Origin of the sequence: Streptomyces sp. NPDC002680 (assembly GCF_042889145.1) — a bacterium.
Lineage (GTDB): Bacteria > Actinomycetota > Actinomycetes > Streptomycetales > Streptomycetaceae > Streptomyces > Streptomyces adonidis.
In genome coordinates this window covers 1-14,035 of sequence record NZ_JBIAQP010000018.1, presented here as the reverse complement: position 1 = coordinate 14,035, position 14,035 = coordinate 1, and the positions used below count along the sequence as shown (strand labels likewise).

Below are 14,035 nucleotides of genomic sequence, written 5' to 3'. Positions count from 1 at the left end.
GGCGTTACTGGCCTCCAGTCGAGTACCGCAGCAGGTGAAAGACGTGTGCGGGTGCCCTGCCTGGCTCCAGACGTACGTAATTGGTCCGGCCCCAGTGGTAGGTCTCGCCGCTCAACTCGTCATGTACCGCGAGGGAATGCCGTTCGGGTTCCCGCTCGTCCAGGCCGAGTTGCGGCATGTCCAACGAGACCGTCGCCTCCTGGGTGTGGTGAGGATCGAGGTTCACGACCACCAGGACCGTGTCGTCGCCGGTGCGCTTGCTGTACGCGATCACCGCGTCGTTGTCGGTCCGGTGGAAGTGCAGATTCCTGAGCCGGCGCAGGGCGGGATGGTCGCGCCTGACCCGGTTGAGCGTGGTGATCAGCGGGGCGATCGACTGTCCGTTCCGTTCGGCCGATTCCCAGTCCCTGGCCCGGAGTTGGTATTTCTCGGAGTCCAGGTATTCTTCGCTGCCCTCGCGCAGAGGGGTGTTCTCGCAGAGTTCGTAGCCGCTGTAGACGCCCCAGGTGGGGGAGAGGGTGGCGGCCAGGACGGCGCGGGCCTCGAATGCCGGGCGCCCGCCCTGCTGAAGGTACGCGTGGAGGATGTCGGGGGTGTTGACGAAAAAGTTCGGGCGCATGTACGCGGCCGGGTCACCGGACAGTTCGGTGAGGTATTCGGTGAGTTCGGGTTTGGTGGTGCGCCAGGTGAAGTAGGTGTAGGACTGCTGGAAGCCGGTCTGGGCGAGGGTGTGCATCATCGCGGGCCGGGTGAAGGCCTCGGCGAGGAAGATGACGTCGGGGTCGGTGCGGTTGATGTCCGCGATGACCTGTTCCCAGAAGACGACGGGTTTGGTGTGCGGGTTGTCGACGCGGAAGATCCGCACGCCGTGGTCCATCCAGTGCCGCAGGACGCGCACCGTCTCGGCGATGAGGCCGGGGAGGTCGGCGTCGAAGGCGATGGGGTAGATGTCCTGGTACTTCTTCGGCGGGTTCTCCGCGTACGCGATGGTCCCGTCGGGGCGGTGGTGGAACCACTGGGGGTGTTTCTGCACCCAGGGGTGGTCGGGGGAGCACTGGAGGGCGAAGTCGAGGGCGATCTCCAGGCCGTGGCGGGCGGCCTCGGCGACGAAGAAGTCGAAGTCGTCCAGGGTGCCGAGGTCGGGGTGGACGGCGTCGTGCCCGCCGGCCTCGGAACCGATCGCCCAGGGCACGCCGACGTCGTCGGGGGTGGCGGAGAGGGTGTTGTTGGGGCCTTTGCGGAAGGTGTGGCCGATGGGGTGGATCGGGGGGAGGTAGAGGACGTCGAAGCCCATCGCGGCGATCGACGCCAGCCGCCGCGCGGCGGTGCGGAACGTCCCGTGCGGTTGCGTGGGCGTGCCTTCGGAGCGGGGGAAGAACTCGTACCAGGCCCCGTACAGGGCCCGCTCCCGCTCCACGACGAGCTTCAACGGCTCACTCACGGTGACCAGTTCACGCAACGGGAACCGGTCCAGCACCTCGTCCACCGCCGGGGTCAGTGCCGGCGCGAGACGATCCGCGACAGGGAGCGAGTCGTCGCCCAGGGCCCGTGCGGCGGCCAGCACGACAGCACGGGCCGCCTTCTGCGGCACACCCGCGGCGGCACGCTCGTACAACTGCGCGCCTTCCTCCAGCACCAGCCCGGTGTCGATCCCGGCCGGGATCTTGATCCCCGCGTGGTGCCGCCAGGTGGCGATCGGGTCGCCCCACGCCTCGACCCGGTAGGTCCAGTTGCCCGTCGCGTCCGGAGTGACGTCCGCGCCCCAGCGGTCGGAGCCGGGGTCGAGTTCGCGCATCGGCGTCCAGGGGCCAGGGCGGCCCTCCGGGTCGCACAGCACGACGTTCGCGGCGACCGCGTCATGGCCCTCGCGGAAGACCGTCGCGGTGACCTGGAAGGTTTCTCCCACGACGGCCTTCGCCGGGCGTCTGCCGCCCTCGACGGCCGGGCGCACGTCCCGGACCGGGATGCGGCCGATGGCCGGAGTCGGGCTCATGGGTCTCACCTCTGCCGTGCTGGGGTGGGGGGTCGGGACGGGCGTCGCGGGCGGTGCTGTCGGCTATCCGCCTGCGGCGGAGCGCTGGACGGCGGGCGGAGCGTGCCCGGTGAAACGGTCGCTGTGGGTCCAGCCGGCCTGCTCGCGCAGGTAGGTGACCAGGCTCGTGCGGAGATAGCGTTCGGCGGCGTGTGCGGCCTCCCGCGCGCACCGCTTCCCCATCAGTACGCACAAGGTGTAGCCCGAGTCCTCGAAACTGTCGCGCGCCGAACGGTCGGACGGGGCCGCGAGCATGACGCGCTCCCACGCCCGGTACTTGTTCAGCTGTCGGGCGACCTCGGCTTTGGCGGGCAGCAGCATGGCGCTGGTCCCCTTCCTCATGACTGACTCCGTGACGGACTGCTTCTACAGCGAGACCTTCACTCATGGTGCATGTGTGGCGACCCAGCGTCTTGTTGGGTCTTCAACAATCACGGATGACGCTCGTGTTGCACGAATGGACTAGCGCTCCCACTCTGGAGCTGACTCAGAAGCGAACAGTGCTCACGCTTCGCGTTCGGAAGAGTGGGTCCGCCGTGAGGAGCCAACGACGATGAAGACCGCAGAGCCCTGCTACTACCACCTCGACGTGGATGTCTGCCCCGAACGGGTCGGCCAGGTCAAGCGCATCCTCGCGGCTCACCTGCGCCTCTGGGACCTGGAGCACCTCGTCGGACCCGTCTGTCACGGCACCGAAGTGCTGTTGCGCGCCATCGACGAGCACGCGACCGACAAGCGCGCGGTGATCGAGATGTGGTGGAACGGCCAGCACCTCATCACCGCTATCGCCGAGCACGACCGCGATCTGCGCCCCGACCGGGAACTGCGCGGCTGCCTCGCGTGGATCGCCGCCCTGAGCGACGGCTGGGGCTGCTGCGCCACGGACACCGGCGCCAAGATCATCTGGTTCTCGCGCCGGGCCCGCTCCTGCGAAGGTGTCCCGCTGATCTCGACCGGACCCGCGCCGACCCTGCGGGAGGTGCGCCCGGTGCCCCGAGTGGTCCCGTCCTTCGTCGGCGCGACGGACAGGGCGCGCGACGCCCTCGTGAACGTGTAGGAGCGGCACATTCCGGACTCCCCCGGGGCATAGTGGAGTTGGCACTCTGCCTCGGGGCCGGGGTGGGGCACAGGGGGAGCATCGTGCGCAGGGGGAACACCGTGTTCAGGTACGTCCACTACGAGGTGATCTGCGCGCTCCTCGCGGTCTGCGCGGCGCTGGTGAGCGCGGTGGTGGTGTTCGGGGTGGAGGGCGTCCCCGAGACGCCGGGGGGTGCCGACCGGGCGATCGTCCTCGGGCTGGTCTATCTGGCGCTCGTCGCCGGGTTCGGGGTGCTCACCGTCTCCCGGATCAAGTGGTTCGGTGAAGGGCGGGACTTCGACAAGGCCGTTCCGCTGCGGGACCCGGCCTCGGTCCTGCCGACGCGGGGCGAGGGGTACCGCAACTGCGTCAACGTGTTGTTCTTCGTCCTCCTGGCCGCGTCCGCTGTGGGCGGCGGTCTGTTCTTGGAGCGCGATCTGGCCCTTTTCCCGCTGGTCTTCGTGCCGGCGTGGTCGGCCCGCGCATGGTGGGTCGCCCGCTGGGAGCGGCGGCACGGCCTGCTGCTCTGGAGAGGCAGGATCCGTACCCAGCCGCTGGAGGACGACCAGTACCTCTACTCGTCGGTCCGGCAGCCGGAGCATTCAGCGCGGAACGCGTGAGGTCACCGTGAACTGTGCCCCGTCCGGATCGCGCAGCACCGCCTCGAACGGCATCGAACCGGCGTCGTACCGCAGCACGCTGCCGCCGTTGTTCTCCGCGGCCTTCACGCAGGCCGCCACGTCCTCGACCGCGAAGTGGACCTGCCAGTGCGGCCGGATCGTGGGATCGGGCGCCGCTTCCAGGGCGCCCGAGACGATTCGGGCCACGACGTCGCCCCGGCTGCGCAGCACGACCTCGTCGGCCTCGTAGTGGACCTCGCAGCAACCGGGGCGGTCCGAGGCCCAGTCCAGGATCTCCCCGTAGAAGATGGCCGCGTCGAACGCGTCGCGGGTGTGCAGCCGTACGAACGCCGGTGCCGCGCGTCGCCAGGCCTCCCAGCCGCCGAGCAGCTCGCCCTCCCAGATCCCGAAGGTGGCCCCGTCGCGGTCGGCCAGCAGCGCGGCCCGGCCGGGCGGGAAGGAGATCGGTCCGACCGCCGTCGTACCGCCGCGCTCGCGGGCCCGGGCCGCCGCCTCGTCCGCGCTCGGCACGGCGAAGTACGGGATCCAGGCGACCGCCACCTGCCATACGGAGGCCACCGCGGCGATCCCCGCGACCGGTGTGCCCTGCACCAGCGCCACCCGGAAGCGGTCGCCGAGCCGGGCCGAACGCCACCGCCAGCCCAGTACGGCGCTGTAGAACGCCTCGGTGGCCCGCAGATCGCGGCTGGTCAGACTCACCCAGCAGGGGGCGCCGAACACGGAATGGGTCGAGACGACGTCCGTCGCGCCGCTGGGCTGTGTCGTGTCGTGGTTCATGGCACTCGCGTCCTGGTTCCGTCCACCGGCGTCCGCCGGCCAGTCACCAGTCTCCGGCCGAACCCCGTCCCGGTGCCATGTCGAGTACCCCGATCGGGCCTGTTGGCACCGGGCGGGCCCAGTGGCGACGATGGGGGAGTACGTTGGACACGACCCGGAGGTGACCATGTCCATGCCCATGGACGGTGGCCCGAGCGAGGACGACCAGGTCGTCGCCCTGCGGGCCGAGGTCGATCAGCTCAAGGAGGCCGTCACCTCCCATGCCGTCGTGGACCAGGCGATCGGCATGATGGTCGCGCTGGGGCGGGTCACCCCGGACCAGGGCTGGGAAGTACTGAAAGAGGTCTCCCAGCACACCAACATCAAACTCCGCAATCTCGCGGAGATGATTCTGATCTGGGGACGGAACGGAGAAATGCCGTCCGACGTCCGTGCCGAACTGGAAGACGTGCTGGACCGCGTCGGACCCACCCGGATTCCGGGTGGCGCACCGGACACGGAGCGCTATTCCTGAGCGGAAGTGTTTCAACCCCGCCCCTGCGGTGACACCGGGGAGCAGGGCACACTGGGGAATCGCTCCCGGGAGGGTTCGGCAGTGAGCCCGCCCCTCAGTCGCCCGGCCGTGAATGACCTGCCCGGGCGACTGGGGTGTACGGGGCCCGTCCTCAGCAGGCGTCGGCGAGCAGTTCTCCGTCGGACGGTTCCGCGTCGGACGGTGCGGCGTCGAGATCGAGTTCCTCGCGTACGTGTGCGCAGCAGGCGCTGAGCAGTCGCGAGACGTGCATCTGCGAGATGCCGAGCTGCCCGGCGATCCGGCTCTGCGTCATCCCGCCGAAGAACCGCAGGTAGAGGATGGTCCGCTCCCGTTCGGGCAGAGCCCGCAGACAGGGAGCGACGGCCACGCGGTCGACGATGAGGTCGAAGCCCGGATCGGCTCCGCCGACCGTGTCCGCGAGCGCGTACCCCTCGGTGCGCGGCAGCTCGGCCTCCAGCGACAGCACGGAGAAGCACTCCAGGGCCTCCATGCCCGTACGCACCTCGCTCTCGCTCAGCTCGGTGTACGCGGCGATCTCGGCGACGGTCGGGGGCCGGCCCGGGACGGTGGCGGACAGTTCCTTCGAGGCGCTGCGGACCCGGTTGCGCAGGTCCTGGACCCGGCGCGGCACATGCAGTGCCCACAGATGGTCGCGGAAGTGGCGCTTGATCTCACCGGTGACGGTCGGCACGGCGTAGGCCTCGAAGGCGGCGCCGCGCGTCGGGTCGTAGTGGTCGACGGCCTTGACGAGACCGATGGCCGCGACCTGGTAGAGGTCCTCCAGGGTCTCGCCGCGGCCCCGGAACCGGACGGCGATCCGCTCCGACATGGGCAGCCAGGCCCGTACGAGGTCGTCGCGGAGGGCGCGGTGCTCCGGCCCTTCGGGCAGGCCGACGAGGCGTTCGAAGTCGGCGGCGGTGTCGGGGGCGTCGTCGTGCGGATGGCGATTCGTTCTCGTGGCGATACGCATCGCGCGCACCTTCCTCGGTCGGTGCCGGCTGGACAGACACCGCGGGAGGGGCGCGCTCACGGACCGCACGGAGGACGGCCGAAGGCCCGGCGAACCGGCTCCCACGGACGTGCCTCCTGTCCGAAGCACTGAAGAGGAAATTCCCGCTCTCGGCGGTATGGAAACAAATACTCCTAAAAGGTGATGTATCGCTTCCGGTGTGTTCTTGACTTCTCCTTTCCTTGCCCGTGGTCTCAATACCTCTGACACAGAGCTAATCTCGGCGTGTGGAACCAGTGACCTTCGCGGACGAACTGGCCGACGCGCTTCTCGGAGTGCAGCGGCTCATCCGGCGCCGACTGCGCGGCGGGACCAAGGTGCCCCGGCTGCGGGGCGCCGAGGTCGAGCTGCTGCGCCTGGTCATGGACCGCCCCGGCATCGGTATCTCGGACGCGGCCAGGGAGCTGTACCTCGCGGGCAACTCCGTGTCGACGCTGGTGAACCAGCTGGTCAAGGACGGCTATCTGATCCGCGGTACGGACCCCGCCGACCGGCGGGCCGCCCGGCTGCTGCCCACCCCGGCGGCCGAGGCACGCCTCAGGGACTGGCGGGAACGGCGCACCGCTCTCGTACGACGGCAGGTGGCGCGTCTCGACGACGCCGACCGGGAGGCCCTGCGGGCCGCGCTCCCGGCCCTGCGGAAACTGGCCCGGAACCTGCGCGAGGAGGCGGAGGAGTCATGACGTACGACAGGACCACCGAGATCGCCGAGAGCACCAAGATCGCCGAGAGCCGGGAAGCCGTCAGCTGTACCGGACTCGTGTACGCCTTCGGTGAGACCAACGCCGTCGACGGGCTCGATCTCGGCGTCCGGGAGGGGGAGGTGTTCGGCCTCCTCGGGCCCAACGGCGCGGGCAAGACCACGGCGATCCGCTGTGTCACCACGCTGCTTCCGGTGCCCGCCGGCATGGTCCGCGTCTTCGGGCACGACGCCGCCCGGGACCGGATGGCGGTGCGCCGGCTGCTCGGGTACGTACCGCAGCAGCTGTCCGCCGACTCCGGGCTCACCGGACGCGAGAACGTCGTCCTGTTCGCACGGGTCTTCGACGTCCCGCGCCGCGAGCGCGCCGAGCGGGTCGGACAGGCGCTCGCGGCGGTCGGGCTCACCGACGCCGCCGACCGGCTCGCCGGGACGTACTCCGGAGGCATGGTGCGCCGGTTGGAGCTGGCCCAGGCGCTGGTCAGCGCGCCCCGGCTGCTCATCCTCGACGAACCGACCATCGGGCTGGACCCCATCGCCAGAACGGGCGTGTGGGAGCACATCGACGCCGTGCGCGCGGCCACCGGTATGACCGTCCTGGTCACCACGCACTACATGGACGAGGCCGACCAGTACTGCGACCGCGTCGCCCTGATGCACCACGGCCGCATCCGTGCCCTCGGCACCCCCGACGAACTCCGCGCGGGACTCGGCGAACGGCGCCGGGCCGAGGGCGCGTCCGACACCGCCCCGCCGCCCACGCTGGAGGACGTCTTCCGGGACATCGCCGGCAGCGGCCTCGACGAACGGTCAGGAGACTTCCGCGATGTCCGCAGCACCCGCCGCACCGCGTCCCGCGTCGGCTGACCCCACCGCCCTGAACCTGCTGCTCGTACCGCCCACGCCCAGAACGGGCTGGCGGCTGCTGCCCGCCCGGGTCGGCGCCATGTGCGCCGTCGAACTGCAGAAACTCCGCCACGACCGCACCGAGCTGTACACCCGGGCCGTCCAGCCCGCGCTCTGGCTGCTGATCTTCGGCGAGACCTTCACCCGGATCAAGGCGATACCGACCGGTGGCATCCCCTACCTCGACTATCTGGCGCCCGGCATCATCGCCCAGTCCGCGATGTTCATCGCCATCTTCTACGGCATCATGATCATCTGGGAGCGGGACGCCGGCATCCTCACCAAGCTCCTCGTCACCCCCACCCCGCGCGCGGCCCTCGTCACCGGCAAGGCCTTCGCGGCCGGTGTGAAGGCGCTGATCCAGGCCGTCGTCGTGATCGTCATCGCCGCCCTGCTCGGGGTTGCCCTGACCTGGAACCCGCTCAAGCTGCTCGGCGTCGCGGCGGCCGTCGTCCTCGGCTCCGGCTTCTTCTCCTGTCTGTCGATGACGATCGCCGGGATCGTCCTCACCCGCGACCGGCTGATGGGCATCGGCCAGGCCATCACCATGCCGCTCTTCTTCGGCTCCAACGCCCTCTACCCGGTGAGCGTGATGCCGGGCTGGCTCCAGACGGTCAGCAAAATCAACCCGCTGAGCTACCAGGTGAACGCCCTGCGCGGACTCCTCCTCGGCACCCCGTCCAACCTCGCCGTCGACTTCGGGGTCCTGCTGCTCGCGGCCGTTCTGAGCATCGTGGCGGCCTCCTCGCTCCTCGGCCGGCTGGCCCGCTGAACGCCGGTCACGACCATGCACCTGAACGTGATGTGCGGCACGCGCCCGGCCGTGGTTGGGCGGCCCTTCGGTGGATTTCCGCTGCACACCGCTTGATCAGTGATCAAGGGGGCGAATTCGCTGGCCACAGCGCATTCCGCTCATTTGACTGTGCGCCGGGCACAAGGATAGGAAGCAGCCATCCGAGGTCGAGAGGTGGACTGTGCGCGAGCCGAACGTGGTCGGGGACTGGCACGAGTACGACGAGCATGCCGGCCTGCGTGTCCGCGTACACCGTCTGGTGGCGGCCGAACCGCCGCGCGGGCGGGACGACGCCGCCGAGGGGCTGACCTATTTCAGCCTCCGGGTGACCGTCGAGAACCGTGGCGACCGGCACTACGGCGTCCATCTGGAGGACGGTCAGGTCGATGTCCGGCTCGGCCCCGACGGCGAGGGCGCCTTCATCGACTGGCGGAACTCGCAGTTCATCGAGGGCTTCGACGTCCACCCGCTGCGCCGCGCCACGGCCGTCCTGTACGCCGCAGGACCGGAAGCGTCCCTGGCGCAGGTGGACGTACAGATCCAGCTGCGGGTCGAGGAGGAGTGGACCGCCCGGCACCTCTGGGCGGGCGGGATCGGCCTCCCCGAGGACTTCACCGGCACCGGCGCGCACCACGGCACGGCCCGGGACGGCGTGGCCGTCCAGGCGAGCAACTTCCTGAAGGAACAGCGGGACCTGAGGGAACAGCGGGACCAGAAGGGCCAGACGGAACCCACCTGACCCGCCCGCCCGTCTGCTGCCCGCCCTCGTCTCTCAGTGCGCGATGTTGTCGATCAGCTCGCGCGCGCCCTGCCGCAGCAGCGCCACCGCAACGGACGTGCCGAGCGTGGCCGGATCCAGACGGCCCGCCCACTCGTGGGCGTTCAGCTGGACCTTGCCGTCCGGGGTGAACACACAGGCGCGCAGCGAGAGTTCACCGTTGCGGGACACCTTCGCGTACCCGGCGATCGGGCTGTTGCAGTGCCCCTGGAGCACGTGCAGGAACATCCGCTCGGCCGTCGCCTCCCGATGCGTGTCCGGGTCACCGAGGCCGCTGACCGCGTCGATCAGCTCGTGGTCGCCCTCACGGCACTGGAGGGCGAGGATGCCCGCCCCGATCGGCGGCATCATCGTCTCGGGGGAGAGGACCTCGCTGACCACGTCCATCCGGCCGATGCGCTCGAGCCCGGACACCGCGAGGAGCAGCGCGTCCGCCTCGCCGGCCGCGAGCTTCTCCAGCCGCCGGTTGGCGTTGCCGCGGAACGGCACGCACTCCAGATGCGGGTGCGAGGCGGCCAGCTGGGCGATCCGGCGCACCGAGGACGTACCGATCCGGGTGCCGTCCGGCAGCTCGTCCAGGGTCAGACCGCCCGGGTGGATCAGCGCGTCGCGGATGTCGTCCCGCTTGAGGAACGCGGCGAACATCGTGCCCGCCGGGAGCGGTCGGTCGGCGGGCACGTCCTTGACGCAGTGCACCGCGAGATCGGCCTCACCGGCGAGCAGCGCGGCGTCGACCTCCTTGGTGAACGCCCCCTTGCCCTCGACCTTGGACAGATCGCCCATCCACTTGTCGCCGGTCGTCTTCACGGGGACGACCTCGGTGCGCGTGTGCGGGTGGACGACGGCCAGTTCTGCACGTACCCGCTCCACCTGGGCCAGGGCCATGGGCGAGTCACGGGAGACGATACGGATCAGTTCAGGGACGGACATGCCGACACGATAGACCCTCAGGAGCACCCTCCTACTCCGAACCGGTCGCTTCGTCGCGGGAGTTCGCACCCGGCGCGGACGCCACCAACCGCCCCTCGGCGGGCTCCACGGCCGGTGCGCCGGCCTGCCCGCGGGGCAGGAAGGAGGCGAAGCCGAAGGCCAGCACGGCGGCCCCGGCCCCGATGCCCATCACCACCCGGAACCCGTTCTCGGAGGGCAGTGGCACTCCGCCGAACGAGGTGGTCATCCGGGCGAGTACGACGCCTGCCACCGCGCTCGACACCGCCGTACCGATGGACCGCATCAGTGTGTTGAGGCTGTTCGCGGCGGCCGTCGCCGAGACCGGGACCGCCCCCATGACGAGCGCGGGCATCGCCCCGTACGAGAGTCCGACGCCCGCCCCGATCACACAGGAGACCAGGACGAGCTGCCACACGGTGGCCATGAGGAACAGGCTCAGGCCGTAACCGGCGGCCACCACGAGGGCGCCGGTCATCAGGGTGACCTTGGGGCCCTTGGTCCTCGACAGGCGGGCCGAGAGCGGGGCCGTCGCCATCATCACCAGGCCCTGCGGGGCCAGGACCAGGCCGACGGTCAGCATCGTCCGGCCCAGACCGTATCCGGTCGCCTCGGGCAACTGCAGGATCTGCGGAAAGACCAGCACCATCGCGAACATCGAGAAGCCGAACACGAGCGACGCGAGGTTGGTGAACAGCACCTGGCGGCGGACGGTGGTGCGCAGGTCCACCAGCGGCTGCCCGGCGCGCAGCTCCCAGCGGCCCCAGGCCAGCAGCACGACGACCGCCGCGAGGAGCAGACCCAGGGTCCGGGCGCTGCCCCAGCCCCAGCCGGCGCCCTTCGAGATCGCCAGCAGCAGACACACCAGCGCCGTCGACAGCCCGGCCGCGCCCACCACGTCGAAGCGCCCGCCCGTGCGCACCGGCGACTCCGGCACGATCTGTACGACGAGCGCGGTGGCCACGACGCCCGTGCCCGCGGAGGCCCAGAACAGGACATGCCAGTCCGCGTGATCGGCCAGCAACGCGGCGGCCGGCAGACCGAGGGCGCCGCCGACCCCGAGCGAGGCGCTCATCAGCGCGGTCGCGCCCGCGAGCCGCTCGCTCGGCAGCTCGTCGCGCATGATGCTGATCCCCAGCGCGATCACCCCGGACGACATCCCCTGCAGGGTCCGCCCGACGAGCATCGGGGCCAGGCTGTCGCTGAGGGCGCAGACCACCGAGCCCGCCACCAGCAGGGCCAGGCTCGCCAGCAGCATCCGGCGCTTGCCGTACATGTCGCCGAGCCGTCCGACGACCGGCGTCGCGACGGACCCCGCCAGGAGGGTCGCGGTGATCGCCCAGGTGGCGTCCGAGGGCGAGGCGGCGAGCAGCTTCGGCAGCTCGGGCAGCAGCGGGATCACCAGCGTCTGCATCAGCGCCACGACGATCCCCGCGAAGGCGAGGACCGCCACGACGGCGTTCGCGTGCGGCGGGCCGGGCACCCCCGATTCGGCCGGTCCGGCCGAATCCGCAGGTCGGGCAGGTGCTTCGGACATGCGGCGCCTCCGAGCGAACGGTTTCCGTCAAGTTAAGTCAGTTGCTTGACTTAGGCTAGCCACAGGAGTTGCCTGATCGTGCGGGGTTGAGGAAACGCCCCGCGACCGGAGGGACCGCCAGTCGCAGGCCGCGCGAGGTCCCAGTGAGGCGGTGGACCATGCCGGCCAGAACGGTGCGGGAGGAGCGGGCCGACGCGACCCGCGAGCTGATCCTCACCGCGGCGGAGCGGCTCTTCGCCGAGCGCGGTGTGTACGCCGTGTCCAACCGCCGGGTCAGCGAGGCGGCAGGGCAGGGCAACAACGCGGCGGTCGGCTACCACTTCGGCACCAAGGCGGACCTCGTACGGGCGATCGTCCGCAAGCACGCCCAGGAGATCGAGGAGGTGCGTCGGCGGCTGCTGGCCGGTCTGCGCGCCGACGCCGACCTGCGGGACTGGGTGGACTGTCTGGTCCGGCCGATCCCCGAGCACCTCGCGGCCCTGGGCAACCCCACCTGGTACGCGCGGTTCTGCGTCCAGGTCATGGCCGACCCCGCCCTCTACGAGATCATGACCGAGGAGGCCCTCGCCTCCTCGACACTGCGGGAGATCATCGACGGTCTGAACCGCTGTCTGCCCCACCTCCCGGCCGACGTCCGGGCCGAACGGGGCGACATGGCCCGCCATTTGATCCTGAACATGTGCGCCGAGCGCGAACGCGCCCTGGCCGACCACAGCACCACCCCCCGCACCAACTGGCACGACACGGCCACCGGTCTGGTGGACGCGATCGTCGGCCTCTGGCTGGCACCGGTCACGCACACCGGCTGAGCACCGGGACAAGCACCGACGGGAGGCAGCCGAAACCACGTACGAGGCACCGTTCCCCCCACTCACGGAGTACCGGAGTACGTCATGACGAGCACAGCCCAACCCCCCACCGCACACCCGGCCGAGGTCCCGGAATTCCCCATGTCCCGGGCGGCCCGCTGCCCCTTCGACCCCCCACCCGTCCTCAAGGACCTCCAGCAGGACGCCCGACTGCGCAGGGTCAGGCTGTGGAACGGCAGTACGCCCTGGCTGGTGACCCGGTTCGAGGACCAGCGGACCCTTTTGGGCGACCCTCGGCTCAGCTCCGACCCCGCGACCCCCGGCTACCCGCTGTCCAGCGCCGTGACCGGCGAGACGAACATCAGCTTCATCCTCAAGGACGACCCCGAACACGCCCGGCTGCGCCGGATGGTGACGGCCGCGTTCACCGTGAAACGCACCCGGGCGATGCGACCGGCCATCCAGAAACTCACGGACGACCTGATCGACGGCCTGCTGGCCGGTCCCCGGCCGGTCGACCTGGTCGAGGCGTTCGCCCTGCCGCTGCCCTCCCTGGTGATCTGCGACCTGCTCGGAGTGCCGTACACGGACCACGACTTCTTCCAGGACAACAGCAAGATCCTGATCAAGCGGGACATCGATCCCGAGGAGCGGCTGACCGCCAGCACCAATCTGCTCAACTACCTCGACGACCTGATGGCCGCGAAGATCGCCGCCCCGGGCGACGACCTCCTCTCCGGACTGGTCGGCCGTATCGAGACGGGGGAGCTGAGCCGCAACGAGGCTGCCCAGATGGGTGTCCTGCTGCTGGTCGCGGGCCATGAGACGACCGCCAACATGATCGCCCTCGGCACCCTCGCCCTGTTCCAGAACCCCGGCCAACTCGCCCTGCTGCGCGACTCGGACGACCCGAAGCTGATCGCTTCGGCGGTGGAGGAACTGCTGCGGTACCTCAACATCGCCCACAGCGGACGGCGCCGGGCGGCCCTGGAGGACATCGAGTTCGCGGGGGAGGTCATCCGGGCCGGCGAGGGCGTCATCGCGCCGAACGACCTCGCCAACCGGGACGCCGACACCTTCCCCGACCCCGACCGCCTGGACCTCACCCGCGACGCCCGCCGGCACATCGCCTTCGGGTTCGGGGTGCACCAGTGTCTCGGCCAGCCCCTGGCGAGGCTGGAACTGGAGGTCGTCTACGGCACGTTGTACCGCCGCATCCCGACCCTGCGCCTGGCCACGGACCTGGAGAACATCACCTTCAAGCACGACGGCTCGGTGTACGGGGTCTACGAACTCCCGGTCGAGTGGTGACACTTCGTGCGTGACGGCGGGCCCGGGGAGCCGTGTCTCCCCGGGCCCGCCCGTCTGCTCGCCCTACTGACTACTCGCCGGTCTGGTCGTCGAAGGTGACGACGACCTTTTCGGCGGCTCCGGGGGTGAGGGCGAGGGTGAAGGCGGTGTCGACCTCGTTGAAGGGGATGCGGTGGCTGAT

Annotated in this window: 15 protein-coding genes; 9 read left to right on the top strand and 6 right to left on the bottom strand. The window is 70.3% G+C overall.

Annotated features, from left to right (window positions below; translation table 11 throughout):
- Positions 1–4 precede the first annotated feature (4 nt).
- Both ACFYXF_RS37760 and ACFYXF_RS37755 read right to left on the bottom strand, forming a co-directional pair.
- Entirely contained in the window at positions 5–1,993 is a 1,989-nt protein-coding gene (locus ACFYXF_RS37760) for an alpha-1,4-glucan--maltose-1-phosphate maltosyltransferase (protein ID WP_389356494.1), read from the bottom strand.
- A 63-nt stretch (positions 1,994–2,056) separates the two neighbouring features.
- A complete protein-coding gene (locus tag ACFYXF_RS37755; RefSeq protein WP_389356696.1) occupies positions 2,057–2,353 on the bottom strand; it encodes a DUF5133 domain-containing protein in 297 nt (98 codons plus the stop codon).
- Between the two features lie 232 nt (positions 2,354–2,585).
- Between ACFYXF_RS37755 and ACFYXF_RS37750 the strand changes: the two genes are divergently transcribed.
- Together ACFYXF_RS37750 and ACFYXF_RS37745 are read left to right on the top strand one after the other, a co-directional pair.
- Positions 2,586–3,089, top strand: a complete 504-nt coding sequence (locus ACFYXF_RS37750; protein ID WP_389356493.1) for a pep a2 — start codon at positions 2,586–2,588, stop codon at positions 3,087–3,089.
- 101 nt (positions 3,090–3,190) lie between these two features.
- Entirely contained in the window at positions 3,191–3,730 is a 540-nt protein-coding gene (locus tag ACFYXF_RS37745; RefSeq protein WP_389356492.1) for a hypothetical protein, read from the top strand.
- Here ACFYXF_RS37745 and ACFYXF_RS37740 read toward each other — a convergent pair.
- Complete coding sequence (locus ACFYXF_RS37740) at positions 3,713–4,528, bottom strand: VOC family protein (protein WP_389356491.1); 816 nt, start codon at positions 4,526–4,528, stop codon at positions 3,713–3,715. The genes ACFYXF_RS37745 and ACFYXF_RS37740 overlap by 18 nt on opposite strands.
- Before the next feature lie 166 nt (positions 4,529–4,694).
- Here ACFYXF_RS37740 and ACFYXF_RS37735 point away from each other — a divergent pair, with 166 nt between their 5' ends.
- Positions 4,695–5,042 carry an ANTAR domain-containing protein gene (locus ACFYXF_RS37735; protein ID WP_389356490.1) on the top strand — a complete coding sequence of 116 codons (348 nt, stop codon included), beginning with the start codon at positions 4,695–4,697 and terminating at the stop codon, positions 5,040–5,042.
- Positions 5,043–5,193: 151 nt separating this feature from the next.
- Here the strand turns inward: ACFYXF_RS37735 and ACFYXF_RS37730 are convergent, their stop codons facing one another.
- A complete protein-coding gene (locus tag ACFYXF_RS37730) occupies positions 5,194–6,033 on the bottom strand; it encodes a SigB/SigF/SigG family RNA polymerase sigma factor (protein ID WP_389356489.1) in 840 nt (279 codons plus the stop codon).
- A gap of 266 nt (positions 6,034–6,299) precedes the next feature.
- Here ACFYXF_RS37730 and ACFYXF_RS37725 point away from each other — a divergent pair, with 266 nt between their 5' ends.
- The 4 genes from ACFYXF_RS37725 (at position 6,300) to ACFYXF_RS37710 (ending at position 9,210) form a co-directional block, all read left to right on the top strand.
- Entirely contained in the window at positions 6,300–6,755 is a 456-nt protein-coding gene (locus ACFYXF_RS37725) for a MarR family winged helix-turn-helix transcriptional regulator (RefSeq protein ID WP_389356488.1), read from the top strand.
- Entirely contained in the window at positions 6,752–7,639 is an 888-nt protein-coding gene (locus ACFYXF_RS37720; protein WP_389356487.1) for an ATP-binding cassette domain-containing protein, read from the top strand. The genes ACFYXF_RS37725 and ACFYXF_RS37720 overlap by 4 nt, the downstream gene beginning before the upstream one ends.
- Positions 7,599–8,450 carry an ABC transporter permease gene (locus ACFYXF_RS37715; protein ID WP_389356486.1) on the top strand — a complete coding sequence of 284 codons (852 nt, stop codon included), beginning with the start codon at positions 7,599–7,601 and terminating at the stop codon, positions 8,448–8,450. Before ACFYXF_RS37720 ends, ACFYXF_RS37715 begins: the two co-directional genes overlap by 41 nt.
- A 202-nt stretch (positions 8,451–8,652) precedes the next feature.
- Positions 8,653–9,210 carry a hypothetical protein gene (locus ACFYXF_RS37710; protein ID WP_389356485.1) on the top strand — a complete coding sequence of 186 codons (558 nt, stop codon included), beginning with the start codon at positions 8,653–8,655 and terminating at the stop codon, positions 9,208–9,210.
- Between the two features lie 33 nt (positions 9,211–9,243).
- On the opposite strand, the gene hemC is transcribed toward ACFYXF_RS37710, so the two are convergent.
- Positions 9,244–10,179: a hydroxymethylbilane synthase gene (gene hemC / locus ACFYXF_RS37705; protein WP_389356484.1), complete on the bottom strand. Its 936-nt coding sequence runs from the start codon at positions 10,177–10,179 to the stop codon at positions 9,244–9,246.
- A gap of 31 nt (positions 10,180–10,210) precedes the next feature.
- Positions 10,211–11,734 (bottom strand): MFS transporter, encoded by a 1,524-nt coding sequence (locus tag ACFYXF_RS37700; protein WP_389356483.1) that lies wholly within the window; start codon positions 11,732–11,734, stop codon positions 10,211–10,213.
- 158 nt (positions 11,735–11,892) lie between these two features.
- Between ACFYXF_RS37700 and ACFYXF_RS37695 the strand changes: the two genes are divergently transcribed.
- A complete protein-coding gene (locus ACFYXF_RS37695; protein ID WP_389356482.1) occupies positions 11,893–12,543 on the top strand; it encodes a TetR/AcrR family transcriptional regulator in 651 nt (216 codons plus the stop codon).
- A gap of 84 nt (positions 12,544–12,627) precedes the next feature.
- Positions 12,628–13,854, top strand: coding sequence for a cytochrome P450 (locus ACFYXF_RS37690; RefSeq protein WP_389356481.1), 1,227 nt, complete (start codon positions 12,628–12,630; stop codon positions 13,852–13,854).
- Positions 13,855–14,035 lie beyond the last annotated feature (181 nt).

Excerpts from the sequence above, each read along its gene's own strand:
- ACFYXF_RS37760 (WP_389356494.1), bottom strand. The coding sequence starts at position 1,993 with ATGAGCCCGACTCCGGCCATCGGCCGCATCCCGGTCCGGGACGTGCGC.
- ACFYXF_RS37755 (WP_389356696.1), bottom strand. The coding sequence starts at position 2,353 with ATGCTGCTGCCCGCCAAAGCCGAGGTCGCCCGACAGCTGAACAAGTAC.
- ACFYXF_RS37750 (WP_389356493.1), top strand. The coding sequence starts at position 2,586 with ATGAAGACCGCAGAGCCCTGCTACTACCACCTCGACGTGGATGTCTGC.
- ACFYXF_RS37740 (WP_389356491.1), bottom strand. The coding sequence starts at position 4,528 with ATGAACCACGACACGACACAGCCCAGCGGCGCGACGGACGTCGTCTCG.
- ACFYXF_RS37735 (WP_389356490.1), top strand. The coding sequence starts at position 4,695 with ATGTCCATGCCCATGGACGGTGGCCCGAGCGAGGACGACCAGGTCGTC.
- ACFYXF_RS37730 (WP_389356489.1), bottom strand. The coding sequence starts at position 6,033 with ATGCGTATCGCCACGAGAACGAATCGCCATCCGCACGACGACGCCCCC.
- ACFYXF_RS37720 (WP_389356487.1), top strand. The coding sequence starts at position 6,752 with ATGACGTACGACAGGACCACCGAGATCGCCGAGAGCACCAAGATCGCC.
- ACFYXF_RS37715 (WP_389356486.1), top strand. The coding sequence starts at position 7,599 with ATGTCCGCAGCACCCGCCGCACCGCGTCCCGCGTCGGCTGACCCCACC.
- hemC (WP_389356484.1), bottom strand. The coding sequence starts at position 10,179 with ATGTCCGTCCCTGAACTGATCCGTATCGTCTCCCGTGACTCGCCCATG.
- ACFYXF_RS37700 (WP_389356483.1), bottom strand. The coding sequence starts at position 11,734 with ATGTCCGAAGCACCTGCCCGACCTGCGGATTCGGCCGGACCGGCCGAA.
- ACFYXF_RS37695 (WP_389356482.1), top strand. The coding sequence starts at position 11,893 with ATGCCGGCCAGAACGGTGCGGGAGGAGCGGGCCGACGCGACCCGCGAG.
- ACFYXF_RS37690 (WP_389356481.1), top strand. The coding sequence starts at position 12,628 with ATGACGAGCACAGCCCAACCCCCCACCGCACACCCGGCCGAGGTCCCG.